Origin of the sequence: Klebsiella sp. B345 (assembly GCF_051131735.1) — a bacterium.
In the GTDB taxonomy this organism is placed as follows: Bacteria; Pseudomonadota; Gammaproteobacteria; order Enterobacterales; family Enterobacteriaceae; genus Klebsiella.
The window spans coordinates 5,059,458-5,076,112 of record NZ_CP180443.1 but is presented as its reverse complement, the minus strand read 5'-3'; the positions used below and the strand labels follow the sequence as shown (position 1 = coordinate 5,076,112).

The window sequence follows — 16,655 nt, the reverse complement described above, 5'->3', positions numbered from 1 at the left end:
ACCCTCTTCTTTTGTGACAACATTATTCATAAGCCCGAAAAGACAAATATTGCGTCAGGTCATTTTTAACCCGGCAAATAAGAATTTAATACATTAACCGGCGTAATGTTGTAAAGGTCATGCATCTGTATGCGACAGGGTTTGGCTATCGCAAGCGTTTGCCGTAGAATGTTGGCCCTTAAATAATCATGTGCAGCCCCAAAGGTGGTTAACCACAAACCCCGCAACGACCCGTTTTTCGTTGCGTCTACATGGGACAGAGTCAAAAATTGAATATACAACCGCGTTCGCTTTCTCCGCTGGTGCAGCTGGCGGGAATTGGCAAAAGCTTTGATGGAAAAATGGTCATCGCCGATCTCAATCTGACCATCAACAATGGTGAATTTCTCACCCTGCTTGGCCCCTCTGGCTGCGGTAAAACCACCGTTCTTCGTCTTATCGCCGGGTTGGAAAATGTCGACACCGGGCGAATTCACCTCGAAGACCAGGATATCACCCATGTTCCGGCGGAAGACCGTCACGTCAATACCGTCTTTCAAAGCTACGCCCTGTTTCCCCATATGAGCGTCTTCGAAAACGTCGCCTTTGGTCTGCGCATGCAGAAAACGCCGGCGGCGGACATCACCCCTCGCGTCCACGAGGCGCTGCGGATGGTACAGCTCGAAGAGTTTGCCCAGCGTAAACCCCATCAGCTGTCAGGCGGCCAGCAGCAGCGAGTCGCCATCGCCCGGGCCGTCGTTAATAAACCGCGTCTGTTACTGCTCGACGAATCGCTGTCGGCGCTGGATTACAAACTGCGCAAACAGATGCAAAACGAACTGAAAGCGCTCCAGCGCAAGCTCGGTATCACCTTCGTGTTCGTCACCCACGATCAGGAAGAGGCCTTGACCATGTCTGACCGTATCGTGGTCATGCGCGATGGGAAGATAGAACAAGATGGCACACCGCGTGAAATTTACGAAGAGCCGAAAAACCTGTTCGTCGCCAGCTTCATCGGCGAGATCAACCTCTTTAACGCCACGGTCATTGAACGTCTGGACGCGCAGCGCGTTCGCGCCAGCGTCGAAGGCCGGGAATGCAACATCTACGTCAATTTCCCCGTTGAAAAGGGCCAACGGCTCAACGTCCTGTTGCGGCCGGAAGATCTGCGGGTTGATGAAGTCCACGACGGCAGCGACGCCGACGGGCTCATCGGTTACATCCGCGAGCGCAACTACAAAGGGATGACGCTGGAATCGGTCGTCGAACTGGAAAACGGCAAAATGGTGATGGTCAGCGAATTCTTTAATGAAGACGACCCGGATTTTGACCACCCGCTGGACCAGAAAATGGCCATTAACTGGGTAGAAAGCTGGGAGGTTGTGCTGGCCGATGAAGAACACCAGTAAATTCCAGAATGTGGTGATCGCCACTATCGTGGGCTGGCTGGTGCTGTTTGTCTTCCTGCCCAACCTGATGATTATCGCCACCAGCTTCCTGACCCGTGACGACGCCAGTTTCGTCAAAATGGTCTTTACGCTGGATAACTATGCGCGTCTGCTGGACCCGCTCTATTACGATGTGCTGCTGCACTCGTTGAATATGGCGCTGCTGGCGACGCTGGCCTGTCTGGCGCTGGGCTATCCCTTCGCCTGGTTTCTGGCCCGGCTGCCGGAGAAGGTGCGTCCGCTGCTGCTGTTCCTGCTGATCGTGCCGTTCTGGACCAACTCACTGATCCGCATCTACGGGCTGAAAATATTCCTCAGCACCAAAGGCTATCTCAACGAGTTCCTGCTGTGGCTGGGTGTCATCGATACGCCGCTGCGCATCATGTACACCCCGTCAGCGGTTATCATTGGCCTAGTCTACATTCTGCTGCCGTTTATGGTGATGCCGCTGTACTCCAGTATTGAGAAGCTGGATCGCCCGCTGCTGGAAGCGGCGAAAGATCTCGGGGCCAGCAAGCTGCAAACCTTTATCCGCATTATCATTCCGCTGACCATGCCGGGCATTATTGCTGGCTGCCTGCTGGTGATGCTGCCGGCAATGGGGCTGTTCTACGTTTCCGACCTGATGGGCGGCGCGAAAAACCTGTTGATCGGTAATGTCATCAAGAGCCAGTTCCTCAATATTCGCGACTGGCCGTTTGGTGCCGCCACCAGCATTACGCTGACCCTGGTGATGGGCCTGATGCTGCTGGTTTACTGGCGGGCAGCGCGTCTGCTGAACAAGAAGGTGGAACTCGAATGATCGGTCGACTGCTGCGCGGCGGCTTTATGACCGCCATCTATGCTTATCTTTATATTCCGATCATTATTCTGATCGTCAATTCGTTTAACAGTTCGCGTTTCGGCATCAACTGGCAGGGCTTCACCAGCAAATGGTATGGCCTGTTGATGAACAACGACAGTCTGTTGCAGGCGGCCCAGCACTCGTTGACCATGGCGGTGCTGTCGGCGACTTTTGCAACGCTTATCGGCTCGTTGACCGCCGTGGCGCTGTATCGCTATCGTTTTCGCGGCAAACCGTTCGTCAGCGGCATGCTGTTTGTGGTGATGATGTCGCCGGATATTGTCATGGCGATCTCGTTGCTGGTGCTGTTTATGCTGATCGGCATTCAGCTTGGCTTCTGGTCGCTCTTGTTCTCGCACATCACCTTCTGCCTGCCTTTCGTGGTGGTGACGGTTTATTCGCGGCTCAAAGGTTTTGACGTGCGGATGCTGGAGGCGGCGAAAGATCTCGGCGCTAGTGAACTGACGATCCTGCGCAAAATCATTCTGCCGCTGGCGATGCCGGCGGTGGCGGCGGGCTGGCTGCTCAGCTTTACGCTGTCGATGGATGACGTGGTGGTCTCTTCGTTCGTTACCGGGCCGGGGTATGAGATTCTGCCGCTCAAGATTTACTCGATGGTTAAAGTGGGCGTTTCACCGGAGGTGAATGCGCTGGCGACCATTCTGTTACTGCTTTCTCTGGTTATGGTGGTTGCCAGCCAGATTGTTGCTCGTGATAAAACGAAATCTCAGGGGACATCGAAATGAAAAAAATGCTCGCCGCCGCGGCGCTGGTGCTCGGAATGGGTGCCGCGCACGCCGATGACAGCAAAACGATCTACTTCTACAACTGGACCGAGTACGTGCCGCCAGGACTGCTGGAACAGTTCACCAAAGAGACCGGGATCAAGGTTATCTACTCGACCTACGAGTCGAATGAAACCATGTACGCCAAGCTCAAAACCTACAAAGACGGCGCTTACGACCTGGTGGTCCCTTCCACCTATTTCGTCGATAAGATGCGTAAAGAGGGGATGCTGCAGAAGATCGATAAGAGCAAGCTAAGCAACTTCGGCAATCTCGATCCTGAAATGCTCAATAAACCGTTCGACCCAGGCAACGATTACTCTATTCCCTACATCTGGGGCGCCACCGCGATTGGCGTGAACAGCGATGCTATCGACCCGAAAACCGTCACCAGCTGGGCCGATCTGTGGAAGCCGGATTACAAAAGCAGCCTGCTGCTGACCGATGATGCGCGTGAGGTGTTCCAGATTGCCCTGCGTAAACTGGGCTATTCCGGCAACACCACCGACCCGAAAGAGATTGAAGCGGCTTACCAGGAGCTGAAAAAGCTGATGCCTAACGTCGCAGCGTTCAACTCCGATAACCCGGCCAACCCGTATATGGAAGGCGAAGTGAATCTCGGAATGGTGTGGAACGGCTCAGCCTGGGTGGCCCGTCAGGCCGGCACGCCGCTGGAGGTAGTATGGCCGAAAGAAGGCGGGATCTTCTGGATGGACAGCCTGGCAATTCCGGCCAACGCCAAAAACGTCGACGGCGCGCTGAAGCTGATTAACTTCCTGCTGCGCCCGGAAGTGGCCAAACAGGTCGCCGAGACTATCGGCTACCCGACGCCTAATCTGGCGGCGCGCAAGATGCTGAGCCCGGAGGTTGCCAACGACAAATCACTCTATCCGGATGCCGACACCATCGCCAAAGGCGAATGGCAGAATGATGTTGGTAGCGCCAGCACGCTGTATGAAGAGTATTACCAGAAGCTGAAAGCGGGCCGTTAATCCGCCACAACACCCCCGCCCCGGCCTGAACGCCGGGGCGTTTTTATTTATGCTTCGTCGCCCATCAGAATCTGACCGAACTCGGCACGCAGCTGGTTCTTCAGTACCTTACCGGTGGCGCTGACCGGCAGGCTGTCGATAAACAGAATCCGGTCCGGGAGCTGCCATTTCGGTATTCGCTGCTGATACCAGGCCAGCAGCTCATGCTCTTCAATCTCGCCGCCCTCCTCCCTGACGCACAGCACCACCGGTCGTTCATCCCAACGCGGATGCTGCGCCGCAATCGCCGCCGCGCTGCGAATCGCCGGGTGGGCGATGGCAATGTTCTCCAGCTCAACCGTGGAGATCCACTCGCCGCCGGACTTAATAATATCTTTCGCCCGATCCTGTATGACCAGGTAACCATTTTGATTGAGGGTGCCAATGTCGCCGGTATCGAACCAACCGTCCGGGGTCATTGCGCTCTCCGGTCGACCATAATAACTGGCGACCACCCAGTGGCCACGTACCTGCAGATATCCCTGTGTCTCACCGTCGGCAGGCAGCGGTTGGCCGTCCACATCCACTACCCGCAACTCAATACCAAAAATTGCCCGCCCCTGGCCGTGGCCCAGCTTATCCTGCACCTCCTGGGGCAGCGCCTTGTGTTTGCTTAACGGCGTGTTGATCGTGCCGATCGGCGAGGTTTCCGTCATTCCCCAGGCGTGGATCAGTTCAATACCATAATCGCGGCGGAACACCTCAATCATCGACGGCGGCAAGGCCGATCCGCCAACAAAAGAGCGTTTAAAATGCGGCAAGCGAATCTCTGATTTGCGCAGCGCCGCCAGCAGGCCCGCCCAGATCACCGGAACGCCAAACGCCACGCTGACCCGCTCTTCACTCAGCAGTCGCAGCAGGCTTTCACCATCAAGATGCGGCCCCGGCAGCACCAGCCGCGCCCCTACCATGGCGGCGATAAACGGCGTTCCCCAGGCATTGACGTGGAACATTGGCACCACCGGCAACAACGAGTCCTGCGCCGAAATACCGGCAGCATCCGGCTGGTTACCGCTGAGCGCATGCAGCACCAGCGAACGATGGGTGTTCAATACCCCTTTCGGCTTTCCCGTCGTTCCCGAGGTGTAGCACAAGGAGGCGGGAGACTGCTCGCTGAGATCGGGCCAGCGATACTGTGGGTCCGCATTGGCGAGCAGTTCATCGAAGAACAGCAGCGAGTCCACGGTGGCAAGCGCCTCCTCGTTGTGGGGCTCCAGCAGAACAAAATGTTTCACCGTCGGTAAGTGAGGGCGCAGCGCGGCGATCAGCGGCAGGAAGGTATAGTCGAAAAACAGGACCTCGTCGGCAGCGTCATTGATGATAAACACCAGGTGCTCGACGGACAGACGCGGGTTGATGGTATGCGTCACCCACCCACCTGAACTGATACCAAAATAGATTTCCAGATGCCGGCGATTATTCCACGCCAGCGTGCCGCAGCGGGCACCTTGCGTTATCCCCAGACGCTGCATGGCACAGGCCAGACGCCGAGCATTCTCTGCCACCTGCCCCCAGCTGCTGTACTCCCGTCCTGCTAACGTCCCGACCGAGACAATACCGGTATCGGTGTGATACCGCGCGGCATGTTCGATTAGCGCTCGGGTCGTTAAATCCTGATACATCATCGATGGATGCATGAATAATACTCCGCGACTGGCTGATAGTGTTGTGTGTTGGGCTACCACTAAATCTGGCAACAACCCAGAGAACCGACCAAAAGAGATGTGCAAAATTTAGCGTTGACGCACAACAATCGCCCTCTGGCGGTGGGGAATGTGATGGAAGCTGGTTTTTTACAACAGCTTACGACTGGTAGCGAGTCGGGAGAAACCGGTAAGGCAGCGGATAAGTATCCGGCAGAAGTTATCACAATTAATTTAAGGTTTTGTGATACATCGGGGACCACTTTTGAGCCACACTGTTTTTAACGCACTAACCGGAAATATAACAATGAACACCCCAATGTTTCAGGTTACGCCCGCGACCATTCATCCTTTATGGTTAAGAATATGTCACTGGGTGAATGCCCTCGCGATATTAATAATGGTCACCAGCGGCTGGCGTATTTATAACGCATCGCCACTATTTGATTTCAATATTCCGGATATTATGACTCTCGGTGGCTGGTTAGGTGGGGCATTACAATGGCATTTCTTCGCTATGTGGTTATTTGCGATAAATGGCCTGGCGTATTTCATACTGAATATCTGTAGCGGGCGATTAACACGCCAGTTTTGGCCGCTGTCGCCGCGAGGCCTGGTGCAGGATTTACTTTCGGCTCTGCGCGGTAAGCTGGCCCATGACCATGCCGGACAGTATAACCACGTTCAGAAACTGGCTTATCTGTTTGTGATGGTCGATAGCATTATTCTGGCAGTATCTGGTTTAGTTATCTGGAAATCGGTGCAGTTTCCCCTGCTGAGAGAATTACTCGGCGGCTATGACAATGCCCGCGTTATCCATTTCCTGGCGATGTCGGCACTTGTGGGGTTTGTGGTGATTCATCTGATCATGGTGCTGTTAGTACCGAAAACATTACTCGCCATGCTCCGTGGACGATAAGGGGTTTCTGATGAGCCAACGTGATAAATCACTGTCGACTGCCGATAAGAACATTATTATCCAGGATGCCAGCCGGGAAATAAATAAACAATTGTCTGCCGAAGGCCGTCGTCGTTTTTTAAAACAAGGCTTAACCCTTGGTGGTTTAATGATGTTGAGCGGTTGTGATATCAGTAATAATAGCTCGATCGAAAATACCCTGAGCCGTATTTCCCGATTTAACGATCGTATTCAGCAATGGTTATTTAACCCTAATGACCTCGCACCGGTATATCCCGAAAGCATGATAACGCGCCCTTTCCCGTTTAATGCGTTTTATAGCGAAGATCAAGCGCCGACGATCGATGGCAGCGATTATCGCCTGCAAGTCAACGGACGCGTGAGCGACAGGCGTGCCTGGAGCCTCGCCGAACTGCATAACATGGCGCAGGTCAGCCAGGTCACACGGCATATTTGCGTGGAAGGATGGAGTGCCATTGGTCAATGGGGCGGCGTACCCTTTGCTTTATTTCTCAAAACGATCGGCGCGGACCTGAATGCCAGCTACGTCAGCTTCCGCTGCGCGGATGATTACTACACCAGTATTGATATGGCAACCGCCCTCCACCCGCAGACCCTGATGGCATTAACCTACGACGGTCAGATTTTGCCTCGCAAATATGGCTTCCCGATGAAGATAAGGATCCCTACCAAGCTGGGCTATAAAAACCCCAAACATATTTTGGCTATTGAAATCACCAATCGCTACCCCGGCGGTTACTGGGAGGACCAGGGCTATAACTGGTTCGGCGGTAGCTAATTCACTGTGGTCATCATCTGTGATTGATCCAGAACTCATACAATATGAAGGAATGACGAAATGAAAAAGCTCAATACCCTGCTGATGTGCTCTGCTTTGTTGTTTGGAATGGCCGGCGCCCATGCGGCCGACAATATGGCCAAGGATAATATGGCGAAAGACAGTATGGGAAAAATGTCCCATGACTGTACTAAAGACAGCATGAAAAAAGAGTGTATGTCGAAAGATAGCATGGCCAAAGACGGGATGAATAAAGATGGCATGTCGAAAGACAAGATGGCCAAAGATGCGATGAGTCATTAATTATCGTCGTACCCGACGCCAGGAAAAAAGCGATTGCCCGGCCAGGCAATCGCTTTTTTATGAGCGGGTAACGCCCCGACGCTTACAGATCTTTTAACAGCTGCTCGACGAATACCGGCACCACTTCACTCGCCAGCCCGTAGTGTTTTTCAGCAAATTCGCTGCCCACCTGGCTTGGTTCAAGGTTTAGCTCTACCGTATGCGCCCCCTGCAGACGGGCTTCGTGTACAAAACCTGCCGCCGGATAGACATGCCCGGAAGTGCCGATGGCAATAAAGATATCGGCATCGGCCAGCGCGCTGTAAATATCATCCATTCCCAGCGGCATCTCACCAAACCAGACCACGTGCGGGCGCAGCGGCGCCGGGAACTGACAGCAGTGACACTTATCCTCGGCGGTGACGTCCCCGGTCCACTCCAGCACCTGCCCGCTCCACGAACAGCGGACTTTGAGTAATTCACCATGCATGTGAATTACCCGCTGATTCCCGGCGCGCTCGTGCAGGTTATCAATGTTCTGCGTCACCAGCAGGAAGTTGTCGCCCAACGCCGCTTCCAGCCGCGCCAACGCCTGATGCGCCGCATTGGGAACAATATCAGGACCTTGCAGTTGTCGGCGACGGGCGTTGTAAAACGCCTGCACCAGCGCGGGGTCGCGGGCGAAACCTTCCGGCGTCGCCACATCTTCAACCCGGTGCTCTTCCCACAAACCATCGGCAGCACGGAAAGTTTTTATACCGGACTCCGCCGAAATCCCAGCGCCGGTCAGCACCACAACCTTAGGTTTATCCATTGTTTCCACCGCCGTCTTATCCTCTTTAAAGAAAATTCGCTGGCGCAGACGTTCACGCAAGCGACGTTTGTTACGGCGAAAACGGCTCAATCGGTGTAAGCGGCGCGACAACATAGCTACCCCTGTGGTTAACGAGTCAAATGAAGGAAGGCCGCACCGCGCATACCCCCAGCATCACCATGACGCGCGCGTTCAATTCGCGGTACCCTGGCAACCGGCAGTAAATGACGCGGCAGGCGCTGCGCCAGCCCTTCGCTTATTGCTGTAAAGTTAGACAACCCACCGCCAAGCACCAGCAGATCCGGGTCGACAATGGTCAAAATATTTCCCAGACAGACCGCCAGCAGATCGAGATAGCGCTCGACGTGCTCACGCGCCCGCACCTCGCCCTGTTGCCATTGGGCGACGATCTCGGGGGAGGTTAAGGTGTGTTGATAAAAGTGTTCATACAGCCAGGCGAAACCACGGCCGGAGAGATAATTTTCAATGCAGCCCAGCTGGCCGCAGCCGCAACGGGTGAGCGGGAAATCACGCCCCACCACCTCGAGGGCATCAACCGGCAGGCGGATATGGCCAAATTCGCCGGTGATATAACTATGTCCGGTAATCGATTTACCGTTGAGTACCAGTCCGCCGCCAACGCCGGTGCCGAGGATCAGCCCCATCACCAGCGGATATTGCGTGAACTCGTCGTCCCAGGCTTCTGAGAGGGCAAAACAGTTAGCGTCGTTGTCCAGACGAACCTCGCGCCCGAGACGGGCGCTGAGGTCGGCACGAAGCGGCTGGCCGCTGGCGGCGGGAACGTTAGCAGCGTACAGCGTGCCGTCCGCCGTTTCAGGCATCCCGGGGATGCCAATGCCTACCGTTCCCTGACAATCAAAACGGCTGTCCGCTTCGCGTACCAGCGACTCCACCGCCTGCTGAAAGTCCTCATAACCTGTTGTCGGTGTGGCAACGCGCTTTTCCCAACGCAGTTGCCGCTCCTGATCGAAGACACCCAGTGCTATCTTGCTGCCGCCAATGTCAAATCCGTAGTACATTCAGCAATTCCTCTTGTTAACCAGCAAAGCCGGTTATGACGATAAATTACTGGCCACTCAGCACCCTCGCCGGGTCAATGCGGCTGGCGCGGCGGGCGGGATACCAGCTGGCCAGCAAACTCAGCAACAGTGCCGTCACCAGCACGTAAACGACGTCCAGCCAGTGCAGTTCAGACGGCAGGAAGTCAATAAAATAGATGTCGCCGGACAGAAGTTTGTGCCCAATCAGATATTCGATCCCGTTAATCACCGATGTCAGCTTCAGCGCGCCAACCACGCCGATCGCCACCCCGATCAGGCTGCCGACCGAACCGGCAAGTAAACCATACCAGACAAAAATGGCGCGGATCAGGCCGTCTTTGGCCCCCAGCGTGCGCAGGACCGCAATATCGCTACTTTTATCTTTCACCGCCATCACCAGAGTGGAGACAATGTTAAAGCAGGCCACGCCGATCACCAGCACCATCGCAAGGTACATAATGGCGCGGATCATCTGAATATCACGATACATATAGCCGTACGTCCCGATCCAGCTCTTGATGTAAACGTAGCTGTTGGTCACTTCTCCCGCATCACGCACCAGCGTGTTGGCGTGGAAGACATCGGTGACTTTAATCGCAATCCCGGTGACGCTGCTACCCATATCCAGGTACTGTTGGGCATCGCCCATCGGGATCATCGCAAAACTGTGATCGAGCTGACCGCTTAACTGCAAAATCCCGGTCACATGCAAGCGGACGCGTTTAGGTTGCAGGAGCTGATGTTCGGAGTCGGAATTGGGGATCATTATCGACACCCAGTCGCCCTGCTTCACGTGCAGCGCATCCGCAACCCCTTTGCCCAGAATCACCTGCTGCTCGCCGGCTTTAAAGCTGGCCCAGGCGTTATTCTGGATATATTGCGGCAGCGAACTCAGGCGGCTCTCCTGTTGTGGATCAACGCCCTTCACCTGGATCGCGCGCATGTTGCTGCCGCTCTCCACCAGCCCGGTAAAGTTGATATAGGGGGCAGCGGCCACGATACCCTTCACCTTCTCCACTTTCGCCAGCGCTTCGTTCCAGTTGGTCCAGGGCTGTTTGACCGGTTCAATTTCGCCATGAGGCACCACCGCCAGAATGCGGTTATTCAGCTCACGTTCAAAGCCGTTCATCGCGCTGAGGCCAACGATAAGTACCGCCACCCCAAGGGCAATGCCGATGGTCGAAATCACCGAGATCAGCGATACCATGCCACCACGTCGCCGTCCGCGGCTAAAACGCAGGGCAATCAATAATGATAACGGAGCCGTCATTACCTGGCCCCCATCAGGGTCAGTTCCGCGTTCAGGCGCCCGTCACGCATCTCCAACTGGCGGTTCATTCGCTGTGCCAGTTGCAGGTCGTGGGTCACCACCAGGAACGCGGTGCGCTGGGCTACGTTCAGTTCTCCCAGCAGTTGGAAAATGCTGTCAGCATTGCGCGCATCGAGGTTACCGGTCGGTTCATCCGCCAGCACCAGACGCGGTTTATTTACCAGCGCACGGGCGATTGCCACGCGCTGACGTTCGCCGCCGGAAAGCTCGGACGGACGGTGATGGCTACGGTGTTCAAGCCCTACCGCGTGCAGCATTGCTTTCGCCTGTCGCTCAATATCCGAGGCCTTCTGTTTGCCGATCAGCAGCGGCATCGCCACGTTTTCGAGGGCGGTGAAATCAGGTAACAGATGGTGGAACTGGTAGATAAAGCCCAGCTCGCGGTTACGCAGGTCGGCACGGGCGGCAGCAGAAAGCTGGTTCATCGACTGGCCGGAGAACACCACGTCGCCGGAGGTTGGCGTGTCCAGCCCACCGAGCAGATGCAGCAGCGTACTTTTGCCGGAGCCCGAAGTTCCAACTATCGCCATCATCTCCCCTTCCTGAATGCTGAAGCTGACATTGTGCAATACATCCGTTTGCACATTGCCTTCCTGATAGCGTTTGCACAGATTGTCGCATTGCAGCAGGATATTATTCATAACGTAAAGCCTCAGCGGGTTGAGTGGCGGCAGCGCGCCAGGAAGGATACAACGTAGACAACAATGCCAGCACCATGGCGACCAGGGCGATAATCGTGACCTGTAACGGTTCGATAGCCACCGGCAACGCCGCGCCATCCAGGAACGCGCCGATCACGGGCATTAAATTATTTAACTGACTGGCAAGCAGCACACCGAGGATCGCCCCCAGCAGCGCGCCGACGATCCCGGCGCTGGCCCCCTGGACCATAAAGACCACCATGATCTGCCGCGGCGTTAGCCCCAGCGTTTGCAGGATTGCCACTTCGCTTTGTTTCTCCATCACCATCATCCCCAAAGAGGTGATGATGTTAAACGCCGCCACGGCAACGATCAGGCTCAGCAGCAGTCCCATCATGTTTTTTTCCATGCGCACGGCCTGGAACAGCTCGCCTTTCCGCTCGCGCCAGTCCTGCCACTTGGTTCCCTGCGGCAGCGTCTGTTGGCTAAGGGTATCAACCTGCAACGGCTGGTTAAGCCACAGGCGCCAGCCGGTAATATTCCCCAACGGATAGCGCATCAGGCGCGAGGCATCGTCGATATTGGTCAGCATCTGGTAGCCATCCACTTCGCTATTGGCGGCGAAGGTACCGATGACGTTAAACAGACGTTGGCTGGGCACACGCCCCATCGGCGTGAACTGACTGGCTGAAGGGACCATCACGCGGATCTGGTCGCCGCGATTCACCCCAAGCTGACCGGCCAGTTGCTCGCCGAGGATCACGTTATATTTCCCGGCGGCGAGGTCGCTTTGCTTGACGTTAACAAGGTACGGAGTGAGCGGATCTTTTTGTGCCGGGTCGATACCCAGCATCACGCCCACCGCGACGCTGCGGGCGCTCTGCAGCACCACATCGCCGGTAGTGATCGGCGCCACGCGGGTAACGCCCTGTAATTTGACAGCGCTTTCCGGCAGTTGTTGAGGATTCACCGAGCCCTGCTGGGCGCTGAGGATGGCCTGCGGCATCAGCCCCAGGATATTGTTCTGCAGCTCGCGCTCAAAGCCGTTCATGACCGATAGCACGGTGACCAGCGCCATCACACCTAGCGTGATGCCGATGGTGGATAGCCAGGAGACGAAACGACCGAAGCGGTCGGCTGCACGCCCACGCATGTAGCGAAGACCAATAAAAAGTGCGGCAGGTTGGTACATGTAATCCATCTGGTTGCTGATAGCCGATGCACGAGTATATATGTCATCACCCAACGCGTAAATCACTGAAACGGTAAGTTTTTGTCGCAGAAAGAGGAAAAAACAATGAAAAATCAACTGGATATTTGGTTCTTCTGCGCTTATCTATCAGAATCTTTCCCCCTGACGCCCCTAACCTGCCGTCAATCGGGTTGGCGAATGCGGGTCAATCACGGATAATCATCATCATTGAATATTAGCGGTTTGCCCTTATATACCCCTCATACTTCACGCTGCAACGCGAAAGATTTACGGTATCCACATAGAGCGAATCACGAAGGGATCCTGATAACAGCTATGTCTCAACATTATCGATACACACTGCCGGTGAAGCCCGGCGATCAGCGGCACCTCGGTGAATTAACCGGTGCGGCCTGCGCCACCCTGGTGGCGGAAATGGCCGAACGCCATGCTGGCCCGGTGATACTCGTCGCCCCGGATATGCAAAATGCCCTGCGTCTGAATGATGAAATCCGCCAGTTTACCGACAGCATGGTAATCGGCCTGGCGGACTGGGAAACCCTCCCATACGACAGCTTCTCGCCGCATCAGGATATTATCTCTTCCCGCCTCGCCACGCTTTACCAGTTACCGACTATGCAACGCGGCGTACTGATCGTGCCGGTCAGCACTCTGATGCAGCGCGTCTGCCCGCACAGCTTCCTGCACGGACATGCATTGGTGATGAAAAAAGGCCAGCGCCTGTCGCGCGATGGTCTGCGTACGCAACTGGACAGCGCCGGCTATCGCCATGTGGATCAGGTAATGGAGCACGGCGAATATGCCACCCGTGGCGCCCTGCTCGACCTGTTCCCGATGGGCAGCGAACAGCCCTATCGTCTTGACTTTTTTGATGATGAAATTGACAGCCTGCGCCTGTTTGACGTCGACAGCCAGCGCACGCTGGAAGAAGTACAGGCCATCAATCTGCTGCCAGCCCACGAGTTCCCGACCGATCAGACCGCTATCGAGCTGTTCCGCAGCCAGTGGCGCGACCGTTTTGAAGTGAAACGCGATGCCGAACACATCTATCAGCAGGTCAGCAAAGGCACGCTGCCGACCGGGATCGAATACTGGCAGCCGCTGTTCTTCAATGAACCGCTTCCGCCGCTGTTTAGCTACTTCCCGGCGAACGCCCTGCTCGTCAACACCGGCGATCTGGAAGCCAGCGCCGAGCGTTTTCAAAATGAAACCCGTGCGCGCTTTGAAAGCCGTGGCGTTGACCCTATGCGCCCGTTGCTGCCGCCTGAGCTGCTCTGGCTGCGGGTCGATGAGCTGTTCAGCGAGCTGAAAAAGTGGCCGCGCGTGCAGCTAAAAACCGAGCGTCTGGCCGAGAAAGCCGCCAATACCAACCTCGGCTATCAGACGCTGCCGGATCTCTCCATTCAGGCGCAGAGTAAGGCGCCGCTGGATAATCTGCGCCGCTTTCTCGAATCGTTTAACGGTCCGGTGATCTTCTCGGTAGAAAGTGAAGGCCGCCGCGAAGCGCTCGGTGAAGTGCTGGCGCGGATCAAAATCGCCCCGAAACATATTCTGCGACTGGAAGAGGCGAGCGGTAATGGTCGCTATCTGATGATTGGCGCGGCTGAGCACGGGTTTATCGATGGGCAACACTCGCTGGCGCTGATTTGCGAAAGCGATCTGCTGGGCGAGCGCGTGGCGCGTCGTCGTCAAGATTCACGGCGCACCATCAACCCCGATACCTTAATCCGCAACCTGGCAGAGCTGCATGAAGGCCAGCCGGTGGTGCACCTCGAGCACGGCGTTGGCCGCTATGCCGGGATGACCACTCTGGAAGCGGGTGGGATCACCGCCGAGTATCTGATGCTCATCTACGCCAATGATGCCAAGCTGTACGTGCCGGTCTCTTCATTGCATCTGATCAGCCGCTATGCCGGCGGCGCGGAAGAAAACGCGCCGTTGCATAAACTCGGCGGCGATGCCTGGACTCGTGCGCGGCAGAAAGCGGCGGAAAAGGTCCGCGATGTGGCGGCGGAACTGCTCGATATCTACGCCCAGCGGGCTGCAAAATCGGGCTTTGCCTTTAAACACGATCGCGAACAGTATCAGCTATTTTGTGACGGTTTCCCCTTTGAAACCACCCCGGATCAGGCGCAGGCCATCAACGCCGTACTCAGCGATATGTGTCAGCCGCTGGCCATGGATCGTCTGGTGTGCGGCGACGTCGGCTTCGGCAAAACCGAAGTGGCGATGCGCGCCGCCTTCCTGGCGGTTGAGAACCACAAACAGGTAGCGGTGCTGGTGCCAACTACCCTGCTCGCTCAGCAGCACTTCGATAACTTCTGCGACCGTTTCGCCAACTGGCCGGTTCGCATCGAAATGCTGTCGCGTTTTCGTAGCGCAAAAGAGCAGGCGCAGATCCTGGAACAGGCGGCGGAAGGCAAAATCGATATTCTTATCGGGACGCACAAGCTGCTGCAAAATGAGGTCAAACTGCGCGACCTTGGGCTGCTGATCGTCGATGAAGAGCACCGCTTCGGGGTCCGACACAAGGAACGCATCAAAGCCATGCGCGCCGATGTCGATATCCTGACCCTGACCGCCACGCCGATTCCGCGAACCCTGAATATGGCGATGAGCGGAATGCGCGATCTGTCCATTATTGCCACTCCGCCGGCCCGCCGTCTGGCGGTGAAGACCTTCGTGCGTGAATACGACTCGTTGGTGGTGCGCGAGGCCATCCTGCGTGAAGTGCTGCGCGGCGGCCAGGTGTACTACCTCTACAATGACGTGGAAAATATCCAGAAAGCCGCCGACCGCCTGGCGGAGCTGGTGCCGGAAGCGCGCATTGCCATCGGTCACGGGCAGATGCGCGAGCGCGAGCTGGAACGCGTCATGAACGATTTCCACCACCAGCGGTTCAACGTGCTGGTATGTACCACCATTATCGAAACCGGGATCGATATCCCCACCGCCAATACCATTATCATTGAGCGGGCTGACCATTTCGGCCTGGCACAGCTGCACCAGCTGCGCGGGCGCGTCGGGCGCTCGCATCATCAGGCCTACGCCTGGCTACTGACGCCGCATCCGAAAGCCATGACCACCGATGCGCAAAAGCGCCTCGAAGCCATCGCTTCGCTGGAAGATCTCGGGGCCGGCTTTGCGCTGGCAACCCATGACCTGGAGATCCGCGGGGCCGGTGAACTGCTGGGCGAGGACCAGAGCGGACAGATGACGACCATCGGCTTCTCGCTATATATGGAGCTGCTGGAAAATGCCGTCGATGCGCTGAAAGCCGGACGTGAACCTTCCCTTGAGGATCTCACCAGTCAGCAGACCGAAGTCGAGCTGCGGATGCCGGCCTTGCTTCCGGATGATTTTATTCCTGACGTCAATACCCGGCTGTCGTTCTACAAGCGGATCGCCAGCGCGAAGCATGAGCACGATCTGGAAGAGATTAAAGTTGAGCTAATCGACCGTTTCGGCCTGCTGCCGGATGCGGCGAGAAACCTGCTGGACATCGCCCGCCTGAGACAACAGGCGCAAAAACTCGGCATCCGTAAGCTGGAAGGCAACGAGAAAGGCGGCGTGATTGAGTTCAATGAAAAGAACAACGTCAACCCGGTATGGCTGATTGGGCTGCTGCAGAAGCAGCCTCAGCATTTCCGCCTCGACGGACCGACCCGCCTGAAGTTTATGCAGGACCTCGGCGAACGTAAAACCCGTATGGAGTGGGTGCGTCAGTTTATGCGCCAGCTCGAAGAGAACGCCGCAGCATAATCATCTCAGGGATACGGTGGCAGCAACCGTATCCCTGCTCTTCTGCCGTCAGCATCTGACATCCCTGGCAAACTTTACAAATGTTTTGCAATATACCAGGGTTT

General features: G+C 56.0%; 14 protein-coding genes. 8 read left to right on the top strand and 6 right to left on the bottom strand.

Annotated elements, in window-relative coordinates:
* Positions 1-251 precede the first annotated feature (251 nt).
* Genes potA through potD form a run of 4 tightly spaced genes read left to right on the top strand, consistent with a single transcriptional unit; the run spans position 252 to position 4,048 of the window.
* Positions 252-1,388, top strand: coding sequence for a spermidine/putrescine ABC transporter ATP-binding protein PotA (gene potA, locus ACMYSO_RS23765; protein ID WP_434668485.1), 1,137 nt, complete (start codon positions 252-254; stop codon positions 1,386-1,388).
* The gene (gene potB, locus ACMYSO_RS23760) at positions 1,372-2,229 is read left to right on the top strand and encodes a spermidine/putrescine ABC transporter permease PotB (protein ID WP_434668483.1); all 858 of its coding nucleotides are present in this window, start codon (positions 1,372-1,374) and stop codon (positions 2,227-2,229) included. Before potA ends, potB begins: the two co-directional genes overlap by 17 nt.
* A complete protein-coding gene (gene potC, locus ACMYSO_RS23755) occupies positions 2,226-3,017 on the top strand; it encodes a spermidine/putrescine ABC transporter permease PotC (protein ID WP_123753853.1) in 792 nt (263 codons plus the stop codon). Before potB ends, potC begins: the two co-directional genes overlap by 4 nt.
* Positions 3,014-4,048 (top strand): spermidine/putrescine ABC transporter substrate-binding protein PotD, encoded by a 1,035-nt coding sequence (potD, locus tag ACMYSO_RS23750; RefSeq protein WP_434585448.1) that lies wholly within the window; start codon positions 3,014-3,016, stop codon positions 4,046-4,048. Before potC ends, potD begins: the two co-directional genes overlap by 4 nt.
* Before the next feature lie 47 nt (positions 4,049-4,095).
* Here the strand turns inward: potD and ACMYSO_RS23745 are convergent, their stop codons facing one another.
* Positions 4,096-5,724, bottom strand: a complete 1,629-nt coding sequence (locus ACMYSO_RS23745) for a long-chain fatty acid--CoA ligase (protein WP_434668482.1) — start codon at positions 5,722-5,724, stop codon at positions 4,096-4,098.
* A 313-nt stretch (positions 5,725-6,037) separates the two neighbouring features.
* On the opposite strand from ACMYSO_RS23745, the gene ACMYSO_RS23740 reads away from it, so the two are divergent.
* Genes ACMYSO_RS23740 through ACMYSO_RS23730 form a run of 3 tightly spaced genes read left to right on the top strand, consistent with a single transcriptional unit; the run spans position 6,038 to position 7,751 of the window.
* Positions 6,038-6,649 carry a cytochrome b/b6 domain-containing protein gene (locus tag ACMYSO_RS23740; protein WP_434668481.1) on the top strand — a complete coding sequence of 204 codons (612 nt, stop codon included), beginning with the start codon at positions 6,038-6,040 and terminating at the stop codon, positions 6,647-6,649.
* Positions 6,650-6,659: 10 nt separating this feature from the next.
* The gene (locus ACMYSO_RS23735) at positions 6,660-7,448 is read left to right on the top strand and encodes a molybdopterin-dependent oxidoreductase (protein WP_434668479.1); all 789 of its coding nucleotides are present in this window, start codon (positions 6,660-6,662) and stop codon (positions 7,446-7,448) included.
* A 60-nt stretch (positions 7,449-7,508) separates the two neighbouring features.
* Positions 7,509-7,751, top strand: coding sequence for a pentapeptide MXKDX repeat protein (locus ACMYSO_RS23730; protein WP_434668477.1), 243 nt, complete (start codon positions 7,509-7,511; stop codon positions 7,749-7,751).
* An 82-nt stretch (positions 7,752-7,833) separates the two neighbouring features.
* Here the strand turns inward: ACMYSO_RS23730 and cobB are convergent, their stop codons facing one another.
* From cobB to lolC, 5 genes are read right to left on the bottom strand one after another with little or no spacing between them, the layout of a single operon-like run.
* Complete coding sequence (gene cobB, locus ACMYSO_RS23725; protein ID WP_434668475.1) at positions 7,834-8,658, bottom strand: Sir2 family NAD+-dependent deacetylase; 825 nt, start codon at positions 8,656-8,658, stop codon at positions 7,834-7,836.
* A 14-nt stretch (positions 8,659-8,672) separates the two neighbouring features.
* Positions 8,673-9,584, bottom strand: coding sequence for an N-acetylglucosamine kinase (nagK, locus tag ACMYSO_RS23720; protein ID WP_434668474.1), 912 nt, complete (start codon positions 9,582-9,584; stop codon positions 8,673-8,675).
* Between the two features lie 46 nt (positions 9,585-9,630).
* Positions 9,631-10,875 carry a lipoprotein-releasing ABC transporter permease subunit LolE gene (lolE, locus tag ACMYSO_RS23715; RefSeq protein WP_434668472.1) on the bottom strand — a complete coding sequence of 415 codons (1,245 nt, stop codon included), beginning with the start codon at positions 10,873-10,875 and terminating at the stop codon, positions 9,631-9,633.
* Positions 10,875-11,576, bottom strand: a complete 702-nt coding sequence (gene lolD, locus ACMYSO_RS23710) for a lipoprotein-releasing ABC transporter ATP-binding protein LolD (protein WP_434668470.1) — start codon at positions 11,574-11,576, stop codon at positions 10,875-10,877. Before lolD ends, lolE begins: the two co-directional genes overlap by 1 nt.
* Positions 11,569-12,768, bottom strand: a complete 1,200-nt coding sequence (gene lolC / locus ACMYSO_RS23705) for a lipoprotein-releasing ABC transporter permease subunit LolC (RefSeq protein WP_434585457.1) — start codon at positions 12,766-12,768, stop codon at positions 11,569-11,571. The genes lolD and lolC overlap by 8 nt, the downstream gene beginning before the upstream one ends.
* 336 nt (positions 12,769-13,104) lie before the next feature.
* Between lolC and mfd the strand changes: the two genes are divergently transcribed.
* On the top strand, positions 13,105-16,551 hold the full coding sequence (gene mfd, locus ACMYSO_RS23700) for a transcription-repair coupling factor (protein ID WP_434668469.1): 3,447 nt from the start codon (positions 13,105-13,107) through the stop codon (positions 16,549-16,551).
* Positions 16,552-16,655: the final 104 nt, after the last annotated feature.